This is a genomic window from Pseudoalteromonas sp. 78C3, assembly GCF_002836695.1.
Classification (GTDB): Bacteria; Pseudomonadota; Gammaproteobacteria; order Enterobacterales; family Alteromonadaceae; genus Pseudoalteromonas; species Pseudoalteromonas arctica.
Map to the genome: position 1 here is coordinate 10,946 of NZ_PJAV01000162.1, position 16,471 is coordinate 27,416.

14 protein-coding genes are annotated in these 16,471 nt (G+C 40.5%); all 14 read right to left on the bottom strand.

The genetic code is table 11. From position 1 onward, the window contains the following. Nucleotides 1-58: 58 nt before the first annotated feature. Nucleotides 59-3,145 carry a ligand-binding sensor domain-containing diguanylate cyclase gene (locus tag CXF76_RS14380; RefSeq protein ID WP_101164008.1) on the bottom strand — a complete coding sequence of 1,029 codons (3,087 nt, stop codon included), beginning with the start codon at nt 3,143-3,145 and terminating at the stop codon, nt 59-61. 38 nt (nt 3,146-3,183) lie between these two features. Beyond that, nucleotides 3,184-3,669 carry a phosphatidylglycerophosphatase A family protein gene (locus CXF76_RS14385; protein ID WP_007587120.1) on the bottom strand — a complete coding sequence of 162 codons (486 nt, stop codon included), beginning with the start codon at nt 3,667-3,669 and terminating at the stop codon, nt 3,184-3,186. Further along, entirely contained in the window at nt 3,666-4,640 is a 975-nt protein-coding gene (gene thiL, locus CXF76_RS14390) for a thiamine-phosphate kinase (RefSeq protein WP_101164009.1), read from the bottom strand. The genes CXF76_RS14385 and thiL overlap by 4 nt, the downstream gene beginning before the upstream one ends. Before the next feature lie 46 nt (nt 4,641-4,686). Then, complete coding sequence (gene nusB / locus CXF76_RS14395; protein ID WP_007587129.1) at nt 4,687-5,097, bottom strand: transcription antitermination factor NusB; 411 nt, start codon at nt 5,095-5,097, stop codon at nt 4,687-4,689. Nucleotides 5,098-5,112: 15 nt separating this feature from the next. Beyond that, nucleotides 5,113-5,577 carry a 6,7-dimethyl-8-ribityllumazine synthase gene (gene ribH, locus CXF76_RS14400; protein ID WP_007587130.1) on the bottom strand — a complete coding sequence of 155 codons (465 nt, stop codon included), beginning with the start codon at nt 5,575-5,577 and terminating at the stop codon, nt 5,113-5,115. Between the two features lie 100 nt (nt 5,578-5,677). After that, nucleotides 5,678-6,790 carry a bifunctional 3,4-dihydroxy-2-butanone-4-phosphate synthase/GTP cyclohydrolase II gene (gene ribBA, locus CXF76_RS14405; RefSeq protein ID WP_010554580.1) on the bottom strand — a complete coding sequence of 371 codons (1,113 nt, stop codon included), beginning with the start codon at nt 6,788-6,790 and terminating at the stop codon, nt 5,678-5,680. A 29-nt stretch (nt 6,791-6,819) separates the two neighbouring features. Then, complete coding sequence (locus tag CXF76_RS14410) at nt 6,820-7,473, bottom strand: riboflavin synthase (protein WP_007587137.1); 654 nt, start codon at nt 7,471-7,473, stop codon at nt 6,820-6,822. 27 nt (nt 7,474-7,500) lie between these two features. Next, a complete protein-coding gene (gene ribD, locus CXF76_RS14415; protein WP_101164010.1) occupies nt 7,501-8,625 on the bottom strand; it encodes a bifunctional diaminohydroxyphosphoribosylaminopyrimidine deaminase/5-amino-6-(5-phosphoribosylamino)uracil reductase RibD in 1,125 nt (374 codons plus the stop codon). Between the two features lie 166 nt (nt 8,626-8,791). Continuing rightward, nucleotides 8,792-9,241, bottom strand: coding sequence for a transcriptional regulator NrdR (nrdR, locus tag CXF76_RS14420; RefSeq protein WP_002961761.1), 450 nt, complete (start codon nt 9,239-9,241; stop codon nt 8,792-8,794). A gap of 368 nt (nt 9,242-9,609) precedes the next feature. Then, complete coding sequence (glyA, locus tag CXF76_RS14425; RefSeq protein ID WP_024589760.1) at nt 9,610-10,866, bottom strand: serine hydroxymethyltransferase; 1,257 nt, start codon at nt 10,864-10,866, stop codon at nt 9,610-9,612. A gap of 270 nt (nt 10,867-11,136) precedes the next feature. Then, nucleotides 11,137-12,420, bottom strand: a complete 1,284-nt coding sequence (gene thrC / locus CXF76_RS14430) for a threonine synthase (RefSeq protein ID WP_024608326.1) — start codon at nt 12,418-12,420, stop codon at nt 11,137-11,139. An 11-nt stretch (nt 12,421-12,431) separates the two neighbouring features. Further along, nucleotides 12,432-13,367, bottom strand: a complete 936-nt coding sequence (gene thrB / locus CXF76_RS14435; protein WP_024608325.1) for a homoserine kinase — start codon at nt 13,365-13,367, stop codon at nt 12,432-12,434. A 9-nt stretch (nt 13,368-13,376) separates the two neighbouring features. Further along, nucleotides 13,377-15,794: a bifunctional aspartate kinase/homoserine dehydrogenase I gene (gene thrA / locus CXF76_RS14440; RefSeq protein ID WP_101164011.1), complete on the bottom strand. Its 2,418-nt coding sequence runs from the start codon at nt 15,792-15,794 to the stop codon at nt 13,377-13,379. A 228-nt stretch (nt 15,795-16,022) separates the two neighbouring features. Then, nucleotides 16,023-16,391, bottom strand: coding sequence for a response regulator (locus CXF76_RS14445; RefSeq protein ID WP_007587152.1), 369 nt, complete (start codon nt 16,389-16,391; stop codon nt 16,023-16,025). Between the last annotated feature and the right edge of the window lie 80 nt (nt 16,392-16,471).

Here is a 16,471-nt window from a genome sequence, read left to right on the forward strand (position 1 = left end):
AAGTTGAGCATATTAAAAAAGGAGCCTAGGCTCCTTTTTTAATATCAAATATTGCTGATCAGCGCATCCACACTTTAATATCAGCTAGGCCATTGCTTTGTAAAATACCTAATTGTTGATCAACGTTAGAATTTTGTTCAAACTCAAATGCATCAAGCTGATCATCAAACGTAATAGTTGCAACACCATCACCACCGCGCTTTTTAACTTGGTGTAGTGAAATATCTGCTAGGTTAATAGATGTCTCCCAGCTAATTACCTGCCCACCCAAAAGTGGTAATGGATAAAATGACCAACCAATTGATGCCGTGATATTAGTTGTTTTTCCATTTGGCAATTGGAATGAATTAGCCGCTATTACTTTACAAAGATCTGAAGCATAGCTGTCTATTTTATTGCATTTAAAATCACGTAATAATAGTAAAAACTCATCACCACTCCAACGTGCCACATAGTCAGAACCCTGCGTACGCGAATTTAATAATGCAGCCATTTGCTGTAAGCAGCTATCACCTGCAATTGGGCCATAGGCATCATTAATACGGCTGAAATTATCAAAGTTAATAATTACCAGCACCAGTGACTTGCCTTGTGCCTGCAGCGATTGTGAATTACGTTGAAAGTGTTCAATATCTTTAGGGAGTTGATCAAACAAAAAGCGACGACTACGCAGCCCTGTTAGCTCATCTGAGTGACTAACTAATTTAAGCTGTGAATTCACTTGGCCTAATTTATCATTAGCTTGACGAAGCTCTAAGGTACGCTCGGTGATCAAGCCCTCTAATGCTTCTTGTTTTCTACGCTCTTGCGCTCTAAACACCCAAAAAATAAGGTAGAAAAGCAAAATAAAGCCACTGGTAATTAAAAGCCTAAAGTAAATAGTTTCGTCAAAGCGCTCAGGCACTACAAAACCGTATTCTACTTCTTGCGCTTTAGTCCAGTCCTCACCTTGGCGCTTCGCTTCTAACTGAAACAAAAACGAGCCTGGAGGCAAGTTAGTATAAATAGCTTCACGTCGCGTATTAGCATAGCGCCAGTCACTATCTAAGCCACTTAGTTTATATCTAAATTCAATACTGTTTGGTGCATAGTAATCAATAGCTGTGTAAGTTAGCGTTATATCACGCTCGTCTGTTTCTAATGATGGTTTTTTACCAAGCGCAGCGGTAGTTAAATGACGAAGTGGTGTTGTTATTGTTTCTATTGTTGGCTTTAATGCAAGCACACCAAATAGCTCTACATTTTTAGGTATTTCAACAACACCTTGTAAGCTTGGGTACCAAATAGAATTGCCGGTGTCTGCTACCGCATCATGCCCAAGTCCACTACAACATTGATTCGCTTTACCATCGAGTTGACGGTCAAAAGATGAAATTACTTCTTCAACTTTTAGGCTTTTTATTTCTGTTTTAAACTGCTCTACAGGCATTCTGTAAACACCTTTCATGGTGCTTACCCAAACATGCTTTAACTTTTCATCATATTCTAGGCTAAATATAGACCCATACGGTAAACCATTAGCTGCATCGAGTTGACGCCACTGCCCTTGCGTACTTCTGTAAAAAAGCCCATCGTTAAGAGAGCCGATTAAAATACCCACGCCATCTATATGTAGCACGCTAGTTACGTATGCACTTTCAAGTGTTGTTTGGTCACCAATTTTTTCAATGCCACGGTCTGTAAAGTAATATGCGCCTTTACTAGTACCAATCACACCAAAGTTTGTTTTATCCAATACGTAGGTAATAAACTTACTACCTAAAAAAGCGTTATATGCAAAAGGCGTTAAACCAGCATAATTTAATCGATATAAACCGCGTCCGGTACCAATCCAAAAACCGCCTTTACTAGAGCGACTTATTGCAAATACCGGGTTATCGCGAAGCGCTCGACCAGGGACGGTATAAAGTGTCTTGTTTTCAAAAACAAATAAGCCGCGCCCCGTGGCTATATATAATCGTTCACCATCGAATTGTAGATCGTGTACTGACGCGTATCCATATTTACTACTTGGAACTAAATTAATAAAACTTTTATCTAAATCGAAATAACCAATGCCGCTTTTGTTAGCAACCCACAGTTTTCCATCTGGAGCTTGGCTAATAGCCATAACAGACTCGGTCATATCTGAAACTGCTGAATGCCTTTCTACCCGCCCTTCATGGGCAAGCCATAAGCCTTCACTAAAACTTGCTAACCAAACGTTATTTTTATCATCTCTAAAAATATCAGCAAACCATATGCTTTGATCAAGTTGGCTTGGCTCTACCCATTGCCACTCACCGGTTTTATCTCTAAATAATAAACGTCCATAAGTCGAAACCCATAAGCCACCATCGGTATCACTCATAAACTTATAAACGGCTGAGTTATTTGCATTAGGTAAAGGAAAAGGTCTTAGTTCGTCATCTAAATCTAAAAAGTATGCACCTAGCTCAGAGGCTATATACAAATTACCGTTTAAGAATGATAAATCGTGCACTATGGTTTGCGCTAAGCGCTCTGGTAACGATATTTTAGCGGTAAGCTCTAAACGTAGTTTAGAGAAATCTGATGAGTTTTTAGTAAGGCGTAATAAATGACGATCATTAACCAGCCAAATACCTTCAGGAGAGAGTGCCATTTGGCTAACAGAGCCAACAATTTGGGTAATTACGGTAGCATTAACAATAGGTAGGGGACCATTTACTTGAGTGCGTAAATCAACTTGCCCTCTATCTACATAGTATAAACCATTAGCCGCAATCCATATGCTGCCTTTAGAGTCCTCAAGAATATCTCTTACTGGACCTTTAATATTAAACTCTTGTGCTGCAAATGTGGCAGGATTAATAACTACCAAGCCACTTTTAGTACCTACCCATAATAAGCCACTAGAATCGACTAAAAGTTTATTAATACCATTACTAGGCAAGAACGGGCTATTTTGCGTGTTGTAGTTTGTAAATGTTGTGCCATCAAAACGGCTTAAGCCAAACTGAGTACCAAGCCACATATAGCCTTGCTGGTCTTGTACTACGCTTTTAAGTGATTGTGAAGGTAGACCATCTTTTATATTCCATTGCTTAACTACGTAATCACTAATTGAAGCCCAACTTGGTGTCGCGCACAACATCAGTACACAAACCAGTAAAAATCGCATCATATTGCTGCCACCTAGTTAAACAAATCAAATATAAAAAATTAAAAGGGTAGTAAACCCACTTTTATTAGCGCCTGTAAGCATATAAGCGAAAAAACGCCCGCAAGTATATCATCGGCCATAATACCTAAACCACCATGTACTCGTTTGTCTAGCATACGGATTGGGCCAGGTTTTGCTATATCAAAAAAGCGAAATAACAAAAAACCAACGAGTAATGTTTGCCAGCTAAGTGCTGCACCAATCATTGTAATGTAATAGCCTGCCACTTCATCCCATACAATAGCAGGATGGTCGTGCACGCCTAAATCATCAGCCGTTTTACCGCAGGCCCATATACCAAATATACTGATCACTACGGCAAACACAATTTGCAACCATAGCGGATAATACATAGTCATAAAAATGAATGGCAGTGCAGCAAAAGTGCCAAATGTACCAGGTGCTTTAGGGGCTAACCCAGTACCAAAACCCAAACCAAAAAACTGATGTGGGCGCTTTAAATTAAACTTTCGGTTTTTGTTCAAACCAGCTCCTTTGCAAAATGCTCAAAACCTTGCTGCTTAAAATCAAACTTTTCACCGTTGTGTAAAAGTTCAATTTGACCATCGCCACTTTTAATTTGGCCTATGCATGTTGCATCTACACCATATTGACGTAGTTTTATTTCTAGCATACTTTTATTACTATCAGGTACAGTAAAAATTAATTCGTAATCATCACCGTAACTGAGAATAAATGGCAGCTGCTGATTAAAATCAAGGCTTGCTTGCATTGCATCTGAAGTCGGAATACTTTCAATATTCACAACTGCATTTACTTGCGACATATCAAGTATATGACTTAAATCAGCGATTAAACCGTCCGATACATCAATAGCCGATGATGCAAGGCCTCGCAATACCTGTCCTGCAGCAACACGCGGTGTTGGAAAGTCAAAGCGCTTATTTAAGTACTTTAAATGCTCTGGCTCAATACTTATACCTTGTTTGCGAGACTCAATTGCAAGTCCAGCGTCACCTAGCGGACCTGTAACATAAATCCAATCACCCACTTTCGCACCACTACGGCGAAGTGCAGTACCTTCTGGTACAGTCCCTTTTGCACAAATAGTGATAGTTAATGGACCTTGCGTAGTATCGCCACCTATAATTTGCACATTAAAGTATTCTGCAATTTCATGCATGCCTTCAGTAAACTCTTCAATCCACTGTGGGTCAATACTTGGCAAGGTTAACGCAACTGAAACCCATGTTGGCTCAGCGCCCATTGCCGCTAAGTCACTTAAATTAACAGCAAGCGCTCTGTGACCTAATGCACGAGGGGAAATATCATCAAAAAAGTGCACGCCAGCAACAAGAGTGTCTGTTGTAACGGCAAGTTGGCAGTTTTGTGGAACGGTTACTAAAGCGCAATCATCCCCTATACCTAGGTTTACATCACGACGGGTGATCCCGCGACCTTTAAAGTAGCGGTTAATTAATTCAAATTCCTTCATACACAAAAAAGCCGGCCTATGCCGGCTCCCCTCTTTAACGGTTTACTTACTTGCGTAAATGCTTAACAGCTTTATCAAGTACACCGTTTACAAATTTATGGCTGTCTTCAGCGCCAAATATTTTGGCCAGCTCAATACCTTCGTTGATAGCAACTTTATAAGGTACATCTTCACGGAACTTAAGCTCATAGCTGCTTAAACGTAAAATTGCGCGCTCAACCATATCTAAGTCATTAAACGGACGTGTTAAATGTGGTGATACAGCTTCGTCTAGTTGCTTATAATTTACAGCAACACCCGTCGCTAAATCTTTAAAGTATTCAACATCAATTTTAGTAACGTCTGTTTCGATCAACATTTGTTGTTCGATATCGGCAATTAAATTGCCACTTATTTGCCAAGAATAAACGGCTTGGAGTGCTAAGATACGTGCTTTACGTCTTGCTGCTGGTTTCACAAAAATTCCTTAAACTTAAATTTTATCTAACACATTAACCATTTCAAGCGCGCCTAAAGCAGCTTCGCCGCCTTTATTGCCCATCTTGGTGCCAGCACGCTCAATTGCTTGTTCAATGCTTTCTGTGGTTAATACGCCAAATGCAACCGGGATATCATACTCAAGTGATACTTGCGCAAGACCTTTGTTTGATTCGCCAGCAACTAGGTCAAAGTGTGGTGTACCACCTCTGATCACTACGCCTAATGCGATGATTGCATCATACTCTTTTTTTGCCGCAACGCGTTTAGCCGCTAAAGGTAATTCTACCGCGCCTGGTACATAAATAACGGTAATGTCGTCATCAGATACACCACCAGTGCGTTTTAGCTCATCAACAGCACCTGCAAGGAGGCTGCTACCGATAAAGTCATTAAAACGAGAAATGACAATGGCAAACTTTTTGCCAGGAGCGTACTTACTACCTTCAATAATTTTCATTTGATAACCCTAAAAATAAGTTCAAGCGGTTGCGATTGCGCAAAAATTGCTGCGCATCATACCATAAAAATAAAATAATAGCCTAGTTTAAGCGTGATGCTTATTGTGGCTCAACATAATCAACAACTTCTAAATGAAAGCCCGAAAGTGCATGGTACTTTTTAGGGCGACTCATTAATCGCATTTGTTTAATTCCAAGATCTGCAAGTATTTGCGAGCCTACGCCAACAGTACGAGATGTACCTTTGAATTTACGAGGCGTAACGCTTTCGCCAGCATCAGCTGCTGCGAATGCTTTTACAGTTGCCTCTAATTCTTCAGTGCTTTCTTGCTTACCTAAAATAACTAAAGCACCTTCATTTTTAGCGATATAAGCCATTGCCTCAGAAAGGCCCCAACTACGGTCAGCACTTCTGTCTGAAAGTAGGATATCGTTAAAAGTACTTTGCAAATGTACACGTACATTTGTCGGTTCTTGCTCTTTTATATCGCCTTTAAGCAATACGTAATGTAATTGGCCGTCAATTGTGTCTTTGTAAGTAACTAAATCAAATTCACCGTGAATAGTTGGTAACTTACATTTTGCAACTTGCTCAATTGTTGTTTCATTTAAGTTACGGTATTCGATTAAATCAGCAATAGTACCAATTTTAATATCATGCTCTTTCGCAAAAACTTCTAAATCAGGGCGACGCGCCATGGTGCCATCCGCATTAAGTATTTCAACAATAACAGATGATGCTTCAAGCCCAGCTAAACGCGCTAAATCACAGCCAGCTTCAGTATGTCCTGCGCGAGTTAATACGCCGCCAGGTTGTGCCATAATTGGAAAAATATGACCAGGCTGCACGATATCACTTGGTACTGCGCCTTTAGCTATAGCCGCTTGCACTGTACGCGCTCTATCTGCTGCTGAAATACCTGTAGTAACACCCTTTGATGCTTCTATCGACATTGTAAAGTTAGTCGAAAATGCAGCACCATTATTTTTAACCATTAACGGTAAATCAAGTTGCTCACAACGCTCTTGCGTCATAGTTAAACAAATTAAACCACGGCCATGAGTCGCCATAAAATTAATCGCTTGTGCACTAATATGCTCTGCGGCAATAATTAAATCGCCTTCATTCTCTCTATCTTCATCATCCATTAAAATAACCATTTTACCGGCTTTAATATCGTCGATGATTTCTTGTGCGCTGTGTAAATTCATAAATTTGCTCGTATAAGTTATCAGTTTCGTTATTTAATAAAACCCGCTTTAGCGAGTAAGCTCATCGAAATATCAGAGCCCGTTGGTTGCTCTGCACCTTTTATAAGGCGCTCTAAATAACGTGCAATTTGATCGACTTCTAAATTAACTTGAGTGCCTACTTTAAAGTGAGCAATTGTGGTTTGCTCACTCGTATGTGGGACAATTGTTAATTTGAATTTATTACCTTCTACAGCGTTTACTGTCAGGCTTATACCATCAATACATACCGAACCTTTGTACGGGATGTATTTCATTAAATTTTCTTCGGTTGTAAGCCAATATTCTGTTGCTCGAGCGTTTGCTGTAATGCTTGTAATAGTTGCTATGCCATCAACATGGCCAGATACTAAATGACCGCCTAAACGCGAAACCGGTTGCATGGCTTTTTCAAGATTCACCGTTTGCCCTAAAGCATAGTGAGCAAAACCGGTTAAACCAATCGTCTCGTTAGATAAATCAGCACTAAAACCGTCAATATGTTTATCAACTACGGTTAAGCAAACGCCATTGGTTGCAATGCTGTCGCCTAGCTTTACGTCTTCCATATCAAGGTCAGCACTTTGGATACGAATGGCTAAGTCGCCTTGTTTTTTTTGTAATAAAGCAATTTTGCCTGTGGCTTCTATTATCCCAGTAAACATAGCGCTACTCTTTTTTATTAAGTGATTTTAATGAGTTTTTAACGCGGTGATACGTAAATCGTCACCAATGCGCGCACATTCATTAAATGTTAAATCAACGGTGTTTTGCATACTCGTCAATTCAGGAAAATTAACTAAACTTTTTGCATCATGGCCCATTAATTTAGGCGCCAAATAAAAAACAAACTCGTCAACTAAATCAAGCTCTGTCATTTTACCAGCAAGTGTTGCCCCGCTCTCAAGCCAAACATTATTAAACTGTAGTTGCCCAAGCTTTTCTAAAACAGCCTGTAAATCAACTTTGCCGTTACTTTCACTTACTTCAATATGCTTTACAAAATGCGGCCATTGCAGTGATTTATCAACCTTAGTCGTAAATATTATTACATCACTTTGGATTTTAAATAAAGCAAGGTTGGGCGTTAAACGATTCTGTGAATCAATTATAACACGCACGGGCTGGCGAAGCGGTAAATCGGTAGGTAGCGTGCAAGGCAACTCGCTTAGTCGCACATTAAGTTTAGCATCGTCTACTAACACGGTATCGGCACCGGTTAAAATAGCGCAGCTTTGCGCTCGGTATAATTGTACGTCTTGGCGAGCAGCGGGACTTGTGATCCACTTACTTTGCCCATTTTTAAGCGCTGTTTTACCATCTATGCTTGCTGCCATTTTACAGGTCACATAAGGTAAGCCTTGTTCCATTCGCTTAAAAAAGCCAACGTTAAGTGCGCGAGCTTGTGATTCAAGTAATCCATAAGCAACTTCAATACCGGCATCGCTCAGTATTTTAAGGCCTTTGCCTGCAACTTGTGGGTTTGTATCAACCATAGCGGCAATTACTTTTACAACGCCCGCCTTTTTTAAGCCTTCAGCACACGGTGGCGTACGCCCATAATGACTACACGGTTCAAGCGTTACATAAGCCGTTGCACCTTGTGCATTATTGCCAGCTATTGCCAGTGCATTTACTTCAGCATGGCCTTGACCTGCTAATTGATGAAAACCCTCACCAATTATTTGATTATTTTTAACTAATACACAGCCAACATTAGGATTAGGCGTGGTAGTAAACCGGCCTTTTTTGGCTAGCTCTATGGCACGTGCCATATACATTTCGTCATGTTCGGTAAAAGGAACTTGGTTAAGCATTTATTATACCAATTGCGTTAAATAAGTGGTCTATTATAGCGCTAAGAAAATAGCGCAATAACAAGGCGAAAATTATGACATATAGTTGTTCTATATGAATAATTTTTAACGCAGTGAGTGCGCTATTTAATGTGATAGAATGATCATGTTTTTAATAAAATTGGTATTACTCCCCTAAGCGGGCAATTTCTTCGCCAAATTCGCGTATATCTTCAAACGAGCGATAAACAGAGGCAAACCTTACGTACGCTACTTTATCGAGCTTTTTGAGGGCTTCCATAATGCATTCACCCACCAAATGGCTTGAAATTTCTCGCTCACCCGTTGCGCGTAGTTGCGATTTTATTATATTCACTACTTCGTCTACTTGCTCTGTGCTCACTGGGCGTTTTTCGAGTGCGCGATTTAAGCCATTTAATAATTTATCTTCGTTAAATGGTTCGCGGCTGCCGTCTTGTTTAATAACACGAGGCATAACCAGTTCAGCGCCTTCAAATGTAGTAAAGCGCTCGTGGCAGTCGTTACACTCACGACGCCTGCGAACTTGATGGCCTCCGCCAACAAGGCGTGAGTCAATAACTTTAGTATCTTTTGCGGTACAAAATGGACAATGCATAGCTCGGTACTTCCGTTTTAAAACAAAAAAGACCGCTAAATAGCGGTCTTTTATCTTAGCAAAAAAATAGGGCCTGTTGACCTTTCAGGATTAAATTTGTTCTATCTAGGGGTGATTTAATCGCGGCTCGAGATTTGTAACCTAGTGGGCTAAGTAAAAATCGAGCAACAAAGAGTAAATCGCCCCTAGAACGAACCCGAGGGCAGTGCATGTTTGGCATTTATGCTGCGTTATCGCCTATTTGTGTGGAGTAACCACACTACATAGACTCTGCCTTGCTTAAAAGCCAAACATACTACTGCAAATTAAACCTCGAAAGATAAACAGGCCCCTAGCTTATGTGCTCTAAATTACTGCCGCTTATGCAATTAAGCGTAAACAGGTAATTTTGCACAAATTGCTTTTACTTTTTCTTTAACTTGCGCCTGTACAGATTCATCAGTGATGTTATCTAGTACGTCACAAATCCAGCCAGCAAGCTCTTTTGATTCTTCTTCTTTAAAACCACGACGAGTAATTGCAGGAGAACCAATACGCAAACCAGATGTTACAAATGGTGAGCGTGGATCGTTCGGTACTGAGTTTTTATTAACTGTGATGTTAGCGTTGCCTAGGGCTGCGTCTGCATCTTTACCAGTGATATCTTTATCGATTAAATCAAGTAAAAATAAGTGGTTTTCAGTTTTGTCAGATACGATTTTGTAGCCGCGCTCTTGCATTACAGCAACCATTGCTTTTGCGTTTTTAACAACTTGTGTTTGGTATACTTTAAACTCTGGTTGAAGTGCTTCTTTAAATGCCACTGCTTTTGCTGCAATAACATGACATAAAGGACCGCCTTGGCCACCAGGGAAAACAGCGCTGTTAAGCTTTTTGTAGATTGCTTCGTCGCCACATGCAGAAATAATCAAACCACCACGAGGGCCTGCAAGTGTTTTATGCGTAGTTGTAGTTACAACGTGTGCATGAGGAACAGGGCTTGGGTAAACGCCTGCCGCAATTAAACCCGCAACGTGAGCCATGTCAACAAACAGATAAGCACCGATTTTGTCAGCAATTTCACGGAATTTAGCCCAATCAACAATACCAGAATACGCTGAGAAACCACCAATAATCATTTTTGGCTTGTGCTCAAGTGCTAGTGCTTCAACTTGTGCGTAATCAATTTCGCCCGTTGCTTCATCTAGTCCGTATTGGATTGCATTGTAAAGCTTACCAGAGAAGCTTACGTGAGAACCGTGAGTTAAGTGACCACCATGAGCTAAGCTCATACCTAATACAGTATCGCCAGCGTCTAATAATGCTAGAAAAACAGCAGCATTAGCTTGCGAACCAGCATGTGGCTGCACGTTAGCGTAGTCAGAACCAAATAATTCGTTAGCACGGTCAATTGCTAATTGCTCAACAACATCTACATGCTCACAACCGCCATAATAACGTTTGCCTGGGTAACCTTCTGCATATTTGTTTGTAAGCTGTGAACCCTGCGCTTCGAGTACGCGTGGGCTACAGTAGTTTTCTGAAGCGATTAGTTCGATATGCTCTTCTTGGCGAGCAGTTTCTTTGGTTATCGCGTCAAATAACTCTGGATCAAAATCCGAAATATTCATGCTACGTTCTAACATTGGGGTCTCCTAGGGCAACGTGTATGGTGTTTTTTTAGAGGCTTTATTGTACGCTTTAAACGACTCTTTGCCTACGCTCTTAAGTTGAGGATATTTAAACAGGGATTGAAACTATTTCACAGCTCTTTTAAGATGATATTTTTTTATAAAGCCATAATAATTTTAAATGAATTATATTTACTACATTTAATTAGTAAATATAACCAAGTGTATTCATCCGTATAAAGTTATAAAAAAAGCGGCTCAAGCCGCTTTTCCTTTTAATTTAACTTAGCCTAATTTAGCGAGCATTTCGGTACGTAACTCGTCGTAATCGGCGTTCATATCGCTTGCTAGGCATGGTTTTGCTAGTGCATCAGCAAGTGGTTTTGGCATACCTAATTCAATATTTAGAATACCCTCTACGCTTTCTTTAAACTTAGCAGGATGAGCTGTCGCTAAAAAGATACCCGCTGTACCAGGTGCACGATTTTCAACAAGACCTTGGTAAGCAATAGCAGTATGAGGCTCTGCAACATAGCCCGTTTGTTGAATTTTTTTCATCACGGCTTGCGTGTCTTGCTCGTTTACGCTTGTTGAATAAAAATTATCGTAGCTAAACCAGTTATTATCTAACATTGTTTGTACACGCGGCCAATTGTTTGGCTTACTTACATCCATCGCATTTGAAAGCGACTCAAGCGTTGCGTTTGGCGTCCAGTTTTTATCAAGCATAAAGCGCGGCACAGTATCATTTTGATTTGTTGTTGCGCTTAATTTACCTACAGGTAAACCAATAACCGCACCAATCATTGCGGCGCACACATTACCAAAGTTACCACTAGGTACTGATATATGTGCTGTTGCGCGTTTTTCTTTTGGTAGCTGTGCGATGGCTTCAAAGTAGTAACAAACCTGAGCAACTAAACGGCTAATATTAATTGAATTAGCTGAGTTAAGCCCAAGTGTTGATTTAACTTCTTCATCTAAAAAGGCATTTTTAACTAGCTCTTGGCAATCATCAAAGCTGCCCTCAACTGCGTAACAATGAATATTGTTACCTAGCGTAGTAAATAGCTTTTGCTGAGCAAGTGAAATTTTGCCTTTAGGGTATAAAATAACAACATCGATATTTGGTTTATTGTAAAAAGCATGCGCTACAGCTGCACCGGTATCGCCCGATGTTGCTGTTAAAATAGTTACTTTCTCGTTTTTGTTAAACTGCGTTAAACACTCTGCCATAAAGCGACCACCAAAGTCTTTAAACGCAAGTGTAGGACCATGAAACAGCTCTAAACAGTATGTGTTCTCTTCAACTTCCACCAGCTTAACTGGAAAGTTAAATGCATTTTTAACCATTTGTGCCACAGTATCGCTTGGTAGCTCATCACCAATTAGGTGCGATAATATTTTGCCGCTGCGCGTAACAAAGTCCATATCAAGCAATGCATCAACATCGGACAGTGGGGCCAGTGATTCTGGGAAAAATACACCTTGGTTACGACCCAAACCTGTTTTTACGGCTTCAACGAACGACACTTTTTGTGAACTATCTTTTAAATTATGTAATTGCATGACTAACTATCCTATAAAACTGTTAATTGACGCGTGCCGTCGTTATCTAATTTACAAATGTGGCAAAAGCCTTGCTCGTTAATGTAATTGGTTTCTAACCACTGCGCGCATTGCTGTGCAGCTTCAAGTGTTTTACACACAGTAAATAAGGTTGGTCCTGCGCCCGAAATACTGACTATTTCAGCGCCCAGTGCTGGCAAGCTTGCTTTGGCTTCACTAAAGCCTTTAATGAGCGGTGCGCGGTAAGGTTCTGCTATTTCATCTTTCATTATGCTTAGCGCATCGTCAAAACGATTAGTTAACAGTAAGCTACTAAATGCCGATAAACGCTGCGCAAACTCAACACTCGCATGCATGCTCAATTCTTTAGGTAAAACAGAACGCGCTTTTGCAGTGTTGAGTGAAAAACCAGGAAACGCAGCTACGTAATACCAGTTTTCATCAACCGGAAGTGCAATCGATTTATCAGGAATTAAATCACCCGTTAGCTGCAAACCACCTAAATAACATGGCGTGATGTTATCGTAATGACGACCGCCGCTTACTACAGCTTCAAAGTCAGCCATCAGTTCAATAAGCTCAACCTGACTTAAATTAGTTTTTGCAAACTTATCAAGGGCAGCAAAGGTAGCCACGACCGAACACGCGCTAGATCCAAGCCCTGAGCCAATTGGTAAGTTCTTTTTAAGCTCGAGCTTTACGCTTGGCATATTAGGCGCAACATGCGCTCTAAAATGCACTAAGCACTGGTACGCTAAATTTTCATTAGCATCACTTGGTAACTTGTGAGCGTACTCGCCTGTGCAAATAAATTCGTCGCTTGGTGCTGCGCTTACAACGGCTACATCACCTAACAAACTGCCATCAATTGGCGCAAGCGCTACGCCAAGTGCATCAAAACCCACTGCAAAATTACCAATAGACGCCGGAGCATATACTTCAATCATAACGAGCTCCTAGCGCGATAACGTTTTTAAAATATCAGCAAATACACCCGCGGCTGTTACTTCCGAGCCGGCGCCATAACCACGAATTACAAACGGACGTGGCTGGTAGTATTGGCTTAAAATAGCCAGTGCGTTTTCACCATCACGAATGACACTAAGCGCATGCTTTGCATCTACCGCTTCAATACCTACTTTACAGTGGCCTTCTTTAATTGTGCCTACATAGCGAAGTACCCTACCCTCGCTCGCAGCGCTTTTGATACGGTCGTTAAAATCAGCATCTAAGCTTGGTAGTTTTGCCATAAACTCATCAACGCTATCACCTTGTGCAAAACCTGGTGGTAATACTGACTCAACTTCAATATCGCTTAGCTCTAATTTCATACCGGCTTCGCGAGCGATGATCAATAACTTACGTGCTACATCGGTACCCGATAAATCATCACGAGGATCTGGCTCAGTAAAGCCACTTTTTTTGGCCTTAATAGTTGCCTCAGAAAGTGATAAACCATCTTGAAGTGCGCCAAACATATACGAAAGTGAACCTGATAAAATACCGCTAAACTCTAATAACTCATCACCGGCACCAAATAATGACTGTAGGTTGTCGATTACTGGTAAGCCTGCACCTACGTTTGTCTCGTATAAAAATTTACGATTATTCTTTTGCGTTGCTGCAATTAAATCTTGGTAATACGTGTATGAGCTTGTTGTTGCTTTTTTATTGGCAGCAACCACATGAAAACCTGCATTTAAAAAGTCTACATACTGCGCAGCAAGTGCATCCGAAGACGTACAATCAACAAGCACAGGGTTTACTAAATGATTTTGCTTAACAAACTGCTCTACTAGTTTTAAATCAAACGCCTGCTCAGATGAGGCCAATTTTTGCTGCCAATCACCAAAAGCAATACCTTCACTATCAAGGTGTAATTGACGAGAGTTAGCAACACCATACAAATTAAGTTTAATATTACGTTTTTCAAGCCACGCTTGCTGGCGCTCAAGCTGATTAATAAGCTCTTGCCCTACTAAGCCACAACCTAGTAAAAACACATCAATTGACGGCACATGCGTGAAAAAGTTTTCATGGCATATTTTTACGGCGTCGTTACATAACTCACCATCAATTACTGCTGAAATAGCACTTTCTGTAGAATCCTGTGCAATTGCCACAATGTTTACTTGCGCTTGTGCAAGCGATGCAAAAAACTTAGCCGCTAAGCCACGGTGTGCGCGCATGTTATCGCCCACTAAAGTAACAATAGCTAAATTGCGCTGAACTTGTACAGGCTCAATAAGCCCTGCTTGTAATTCAAGTTCAAATGCGGTTTGTAGCGCATCAAGTGCAAGTGCTAGGTCTGTTTCGTGTACACAAAAGCTAATGCTAAATTCGCATGATGACTGCGTGATTAATACAATTGATACGTTATCGTGAGCAAGCGCGTTAAATACCTTAGACGCCATACCTACTTTGCCTTTCATGCCTGGCCCTGAGACAGTTAGCATTGCAAGGTCTTGTAGGCTCGAAAGCGCTTTTACTGGCTCATCTGATGAATAATCGTTACCAATTAATGAGCCTTGTGCGTCTGGGTTATGCGTATTTTTAATTTCGCACGGCACACCGGCTTTAGCACACGGCAAAATTGTTTTAGGATGAAGTACTTTTGCACCAAAATAAGAAAGCTCCATCGCTTCTTTATAAGATAAAAAATCTACTTTAGTCGCTTTTTTAATATAACGAGGATCAGCACTGTATACACCATCAACGTCAGTCCAAATTTGGCAAATTTCAGCTTCTAAACATGCTGCTGCAATTGCTGCTGAGTAGTCTGAGCCATTACGGCCAAGCGTTGTAAGCTCACCTTTATCATTACTCGCTGTAAAACCAGGCATGATATAGATAGTTGCAGGGCTTTCTTTAAGCACAGCTTGAAAGCGCGCTTTACTTGTTACTAAATCAGCCTCGGCGTCGATATAACCGCCAGTTGAAGCGATACAGCTTGTTGCTTCTAAGTATCTTGCATCGTGCGAGTTCAATAAAGCCTGCATTAAAGAAACACTAACGCGCTCTCCAAAGCTAATTACAAATGCGCGGACTTGATCAGGGCAACATTGTATAAGTGATACGCCATCTAGTTTATTTTTAAGCTCGCCTAAGTTTGGCCAACTTGTAACTACTACACCACTTTTTTCAACGTCAGCTTTCAAACCTTCACAGCGGCTAACTAATGCTTGCCATTGCTGCGAAAAGTCAGAGCCTTGTTCTGCAGCACTTGCAAGTGCAACTAGCGAATCGGTCATTCCACCTGGAGCAGAAAGTACCAAAAGCATTTCATCTTTTAATTGTGCTTTAACTAGCTGAGCTACCTGTTGTAAGCATGCATAGTCGGCAAGCGAAGACCCACCAAATTTTAAAACTCGCATTGTTTATGTTCCTCATCCCATAAAACGAAAAAAGGCCTGTGTTCTAAGTGAACACAGGCCTTTAAATTTGTTGCACCGACCTATGCCACTATCCAGTAAGAATGATGGTTGTAATAATAATGGTCAGTACGCGATTAATTGTTTTCATATGTTAAGACTGCCTTAACAAAGGCTATGCTGTCAACCCTAAATTAAAAGATAAAACAGCCTTTTTTAACATGAAAAAACCTAATGAATGCCAAATTTATGCAATATTTCGTTTAAGTTAGATTTATTGATAGGTTTATCGATAAAGTCTATTGCGCCAAGTTGTGCGACTCGTTGCTTCATTTTCTCTTGTATATCAGCAGAAATAACTAAAACAAAGCACTCTATTTTTTCTGTTTTTATAGTCTCGAGTACTTGTATACCATCAACTTCGGGCATGGTGAGATCTAAGCACAATAAATCAAAGCTTTGTGCTCGTAAAAGTTCTAGAGCGTGCGCTCCATTTGTAGCTTGTTGTATTTGAGCGTCTATACATTCATTTAAACACCGCACGACTTGTTTACGGGCAACTGCAGAATCGTCACAGACTAATATCGAAAATTTCATCATGTTTACTACTACACAACCATCAAAGTTATTAAAAGGTTATTAAACTAATGCCTTCCATTGCATTTTAGACACTTTAACAC

Excerpts from the sequence above, each read along its gene's own strand:
- CXF76_RS14380 (WP_101164008.1), bottom strand. The coding sequence starts at position 3,145 with ATGATGCGATTTTTACTGGTTTGTGTACTGATGTTGTGCGCGACACCA.
- thiL (WP_101164009.1), bottom strand. The coding sequence starts at position 4,640 with ATGAAGGAATTTGAATTAATTAACCGCTACTTTAAAGGTCGCGGGATC.
- ribH (WP_007587130.1), bottom strand. The coding sequence starts at position 5,577 with ATGAAAATTATTGAAGGTAGTAAGTACGCTCCTGGCAAAAAGTTTGCC.
- ribBA (WP_010554580.1), bottom strand. The coding sequence starts at position 6,790 with ATGAATTTACACAGCGCACAAGAAATCATCGACGATATTAAAGCCGGT.
- CXF76_RS14410 (WP_007587137.1), bottom strand. The coding sequence starts at position 7,473 with ATGTTTACTGGGATAATAGAAGCCACAGGCAAAATTGCTTTATTACAA.
- ribD (WP_101164010.1), bottom strand. The coding sequence starts at position 8,625 with ATGCTTAACCAAGTTCCTTTTACCGAACATGACGAAATGTATATGGCA.
- nrdR (WP_002961761.1), bottom strand. The coding sequence starts at position 9,241 with ATGCATTGTCCATTTTGTACCGCAAAAGATACTAAAGTTATTGACTCA.
- glyA (WP_024589760.1), bottom strand. The coding sequence starts at position 10,866 with ATGTTAGAACGTAGCATGAATATTTCGGATTTTGATCCAGAGTTATTT.
- thrC (WP_024608326.1), bottom strand. The coding sequence starts at position 12,420 with ATGCAATTACATAATTTAAAAGATAGTTCACAAAAAGTGTCGTTCGTT.
- thrB (WP_024608325.1), bottom strand. The coding sequence starts at position 13,367 with ATGATTGAAGTATATGCTCCGGCGTCTATTGGTAATTTTGCAGTGGGT.
- thrA (WP_101164011.1), bottom strand. The coding sequence starts at position 15,794 with ATGCGAGTTTTAAAATTTGGTGGGTCTTCGCTTGCCGACTATGCATGC.
- CXF76_RS14445 (WP_007587152.1), bottom strand. The coding sequence starts at position 16,391 with ATGATGAAATTTTCGATATTAGTCTGTGACGATTCTGCAGTTGCCCGT.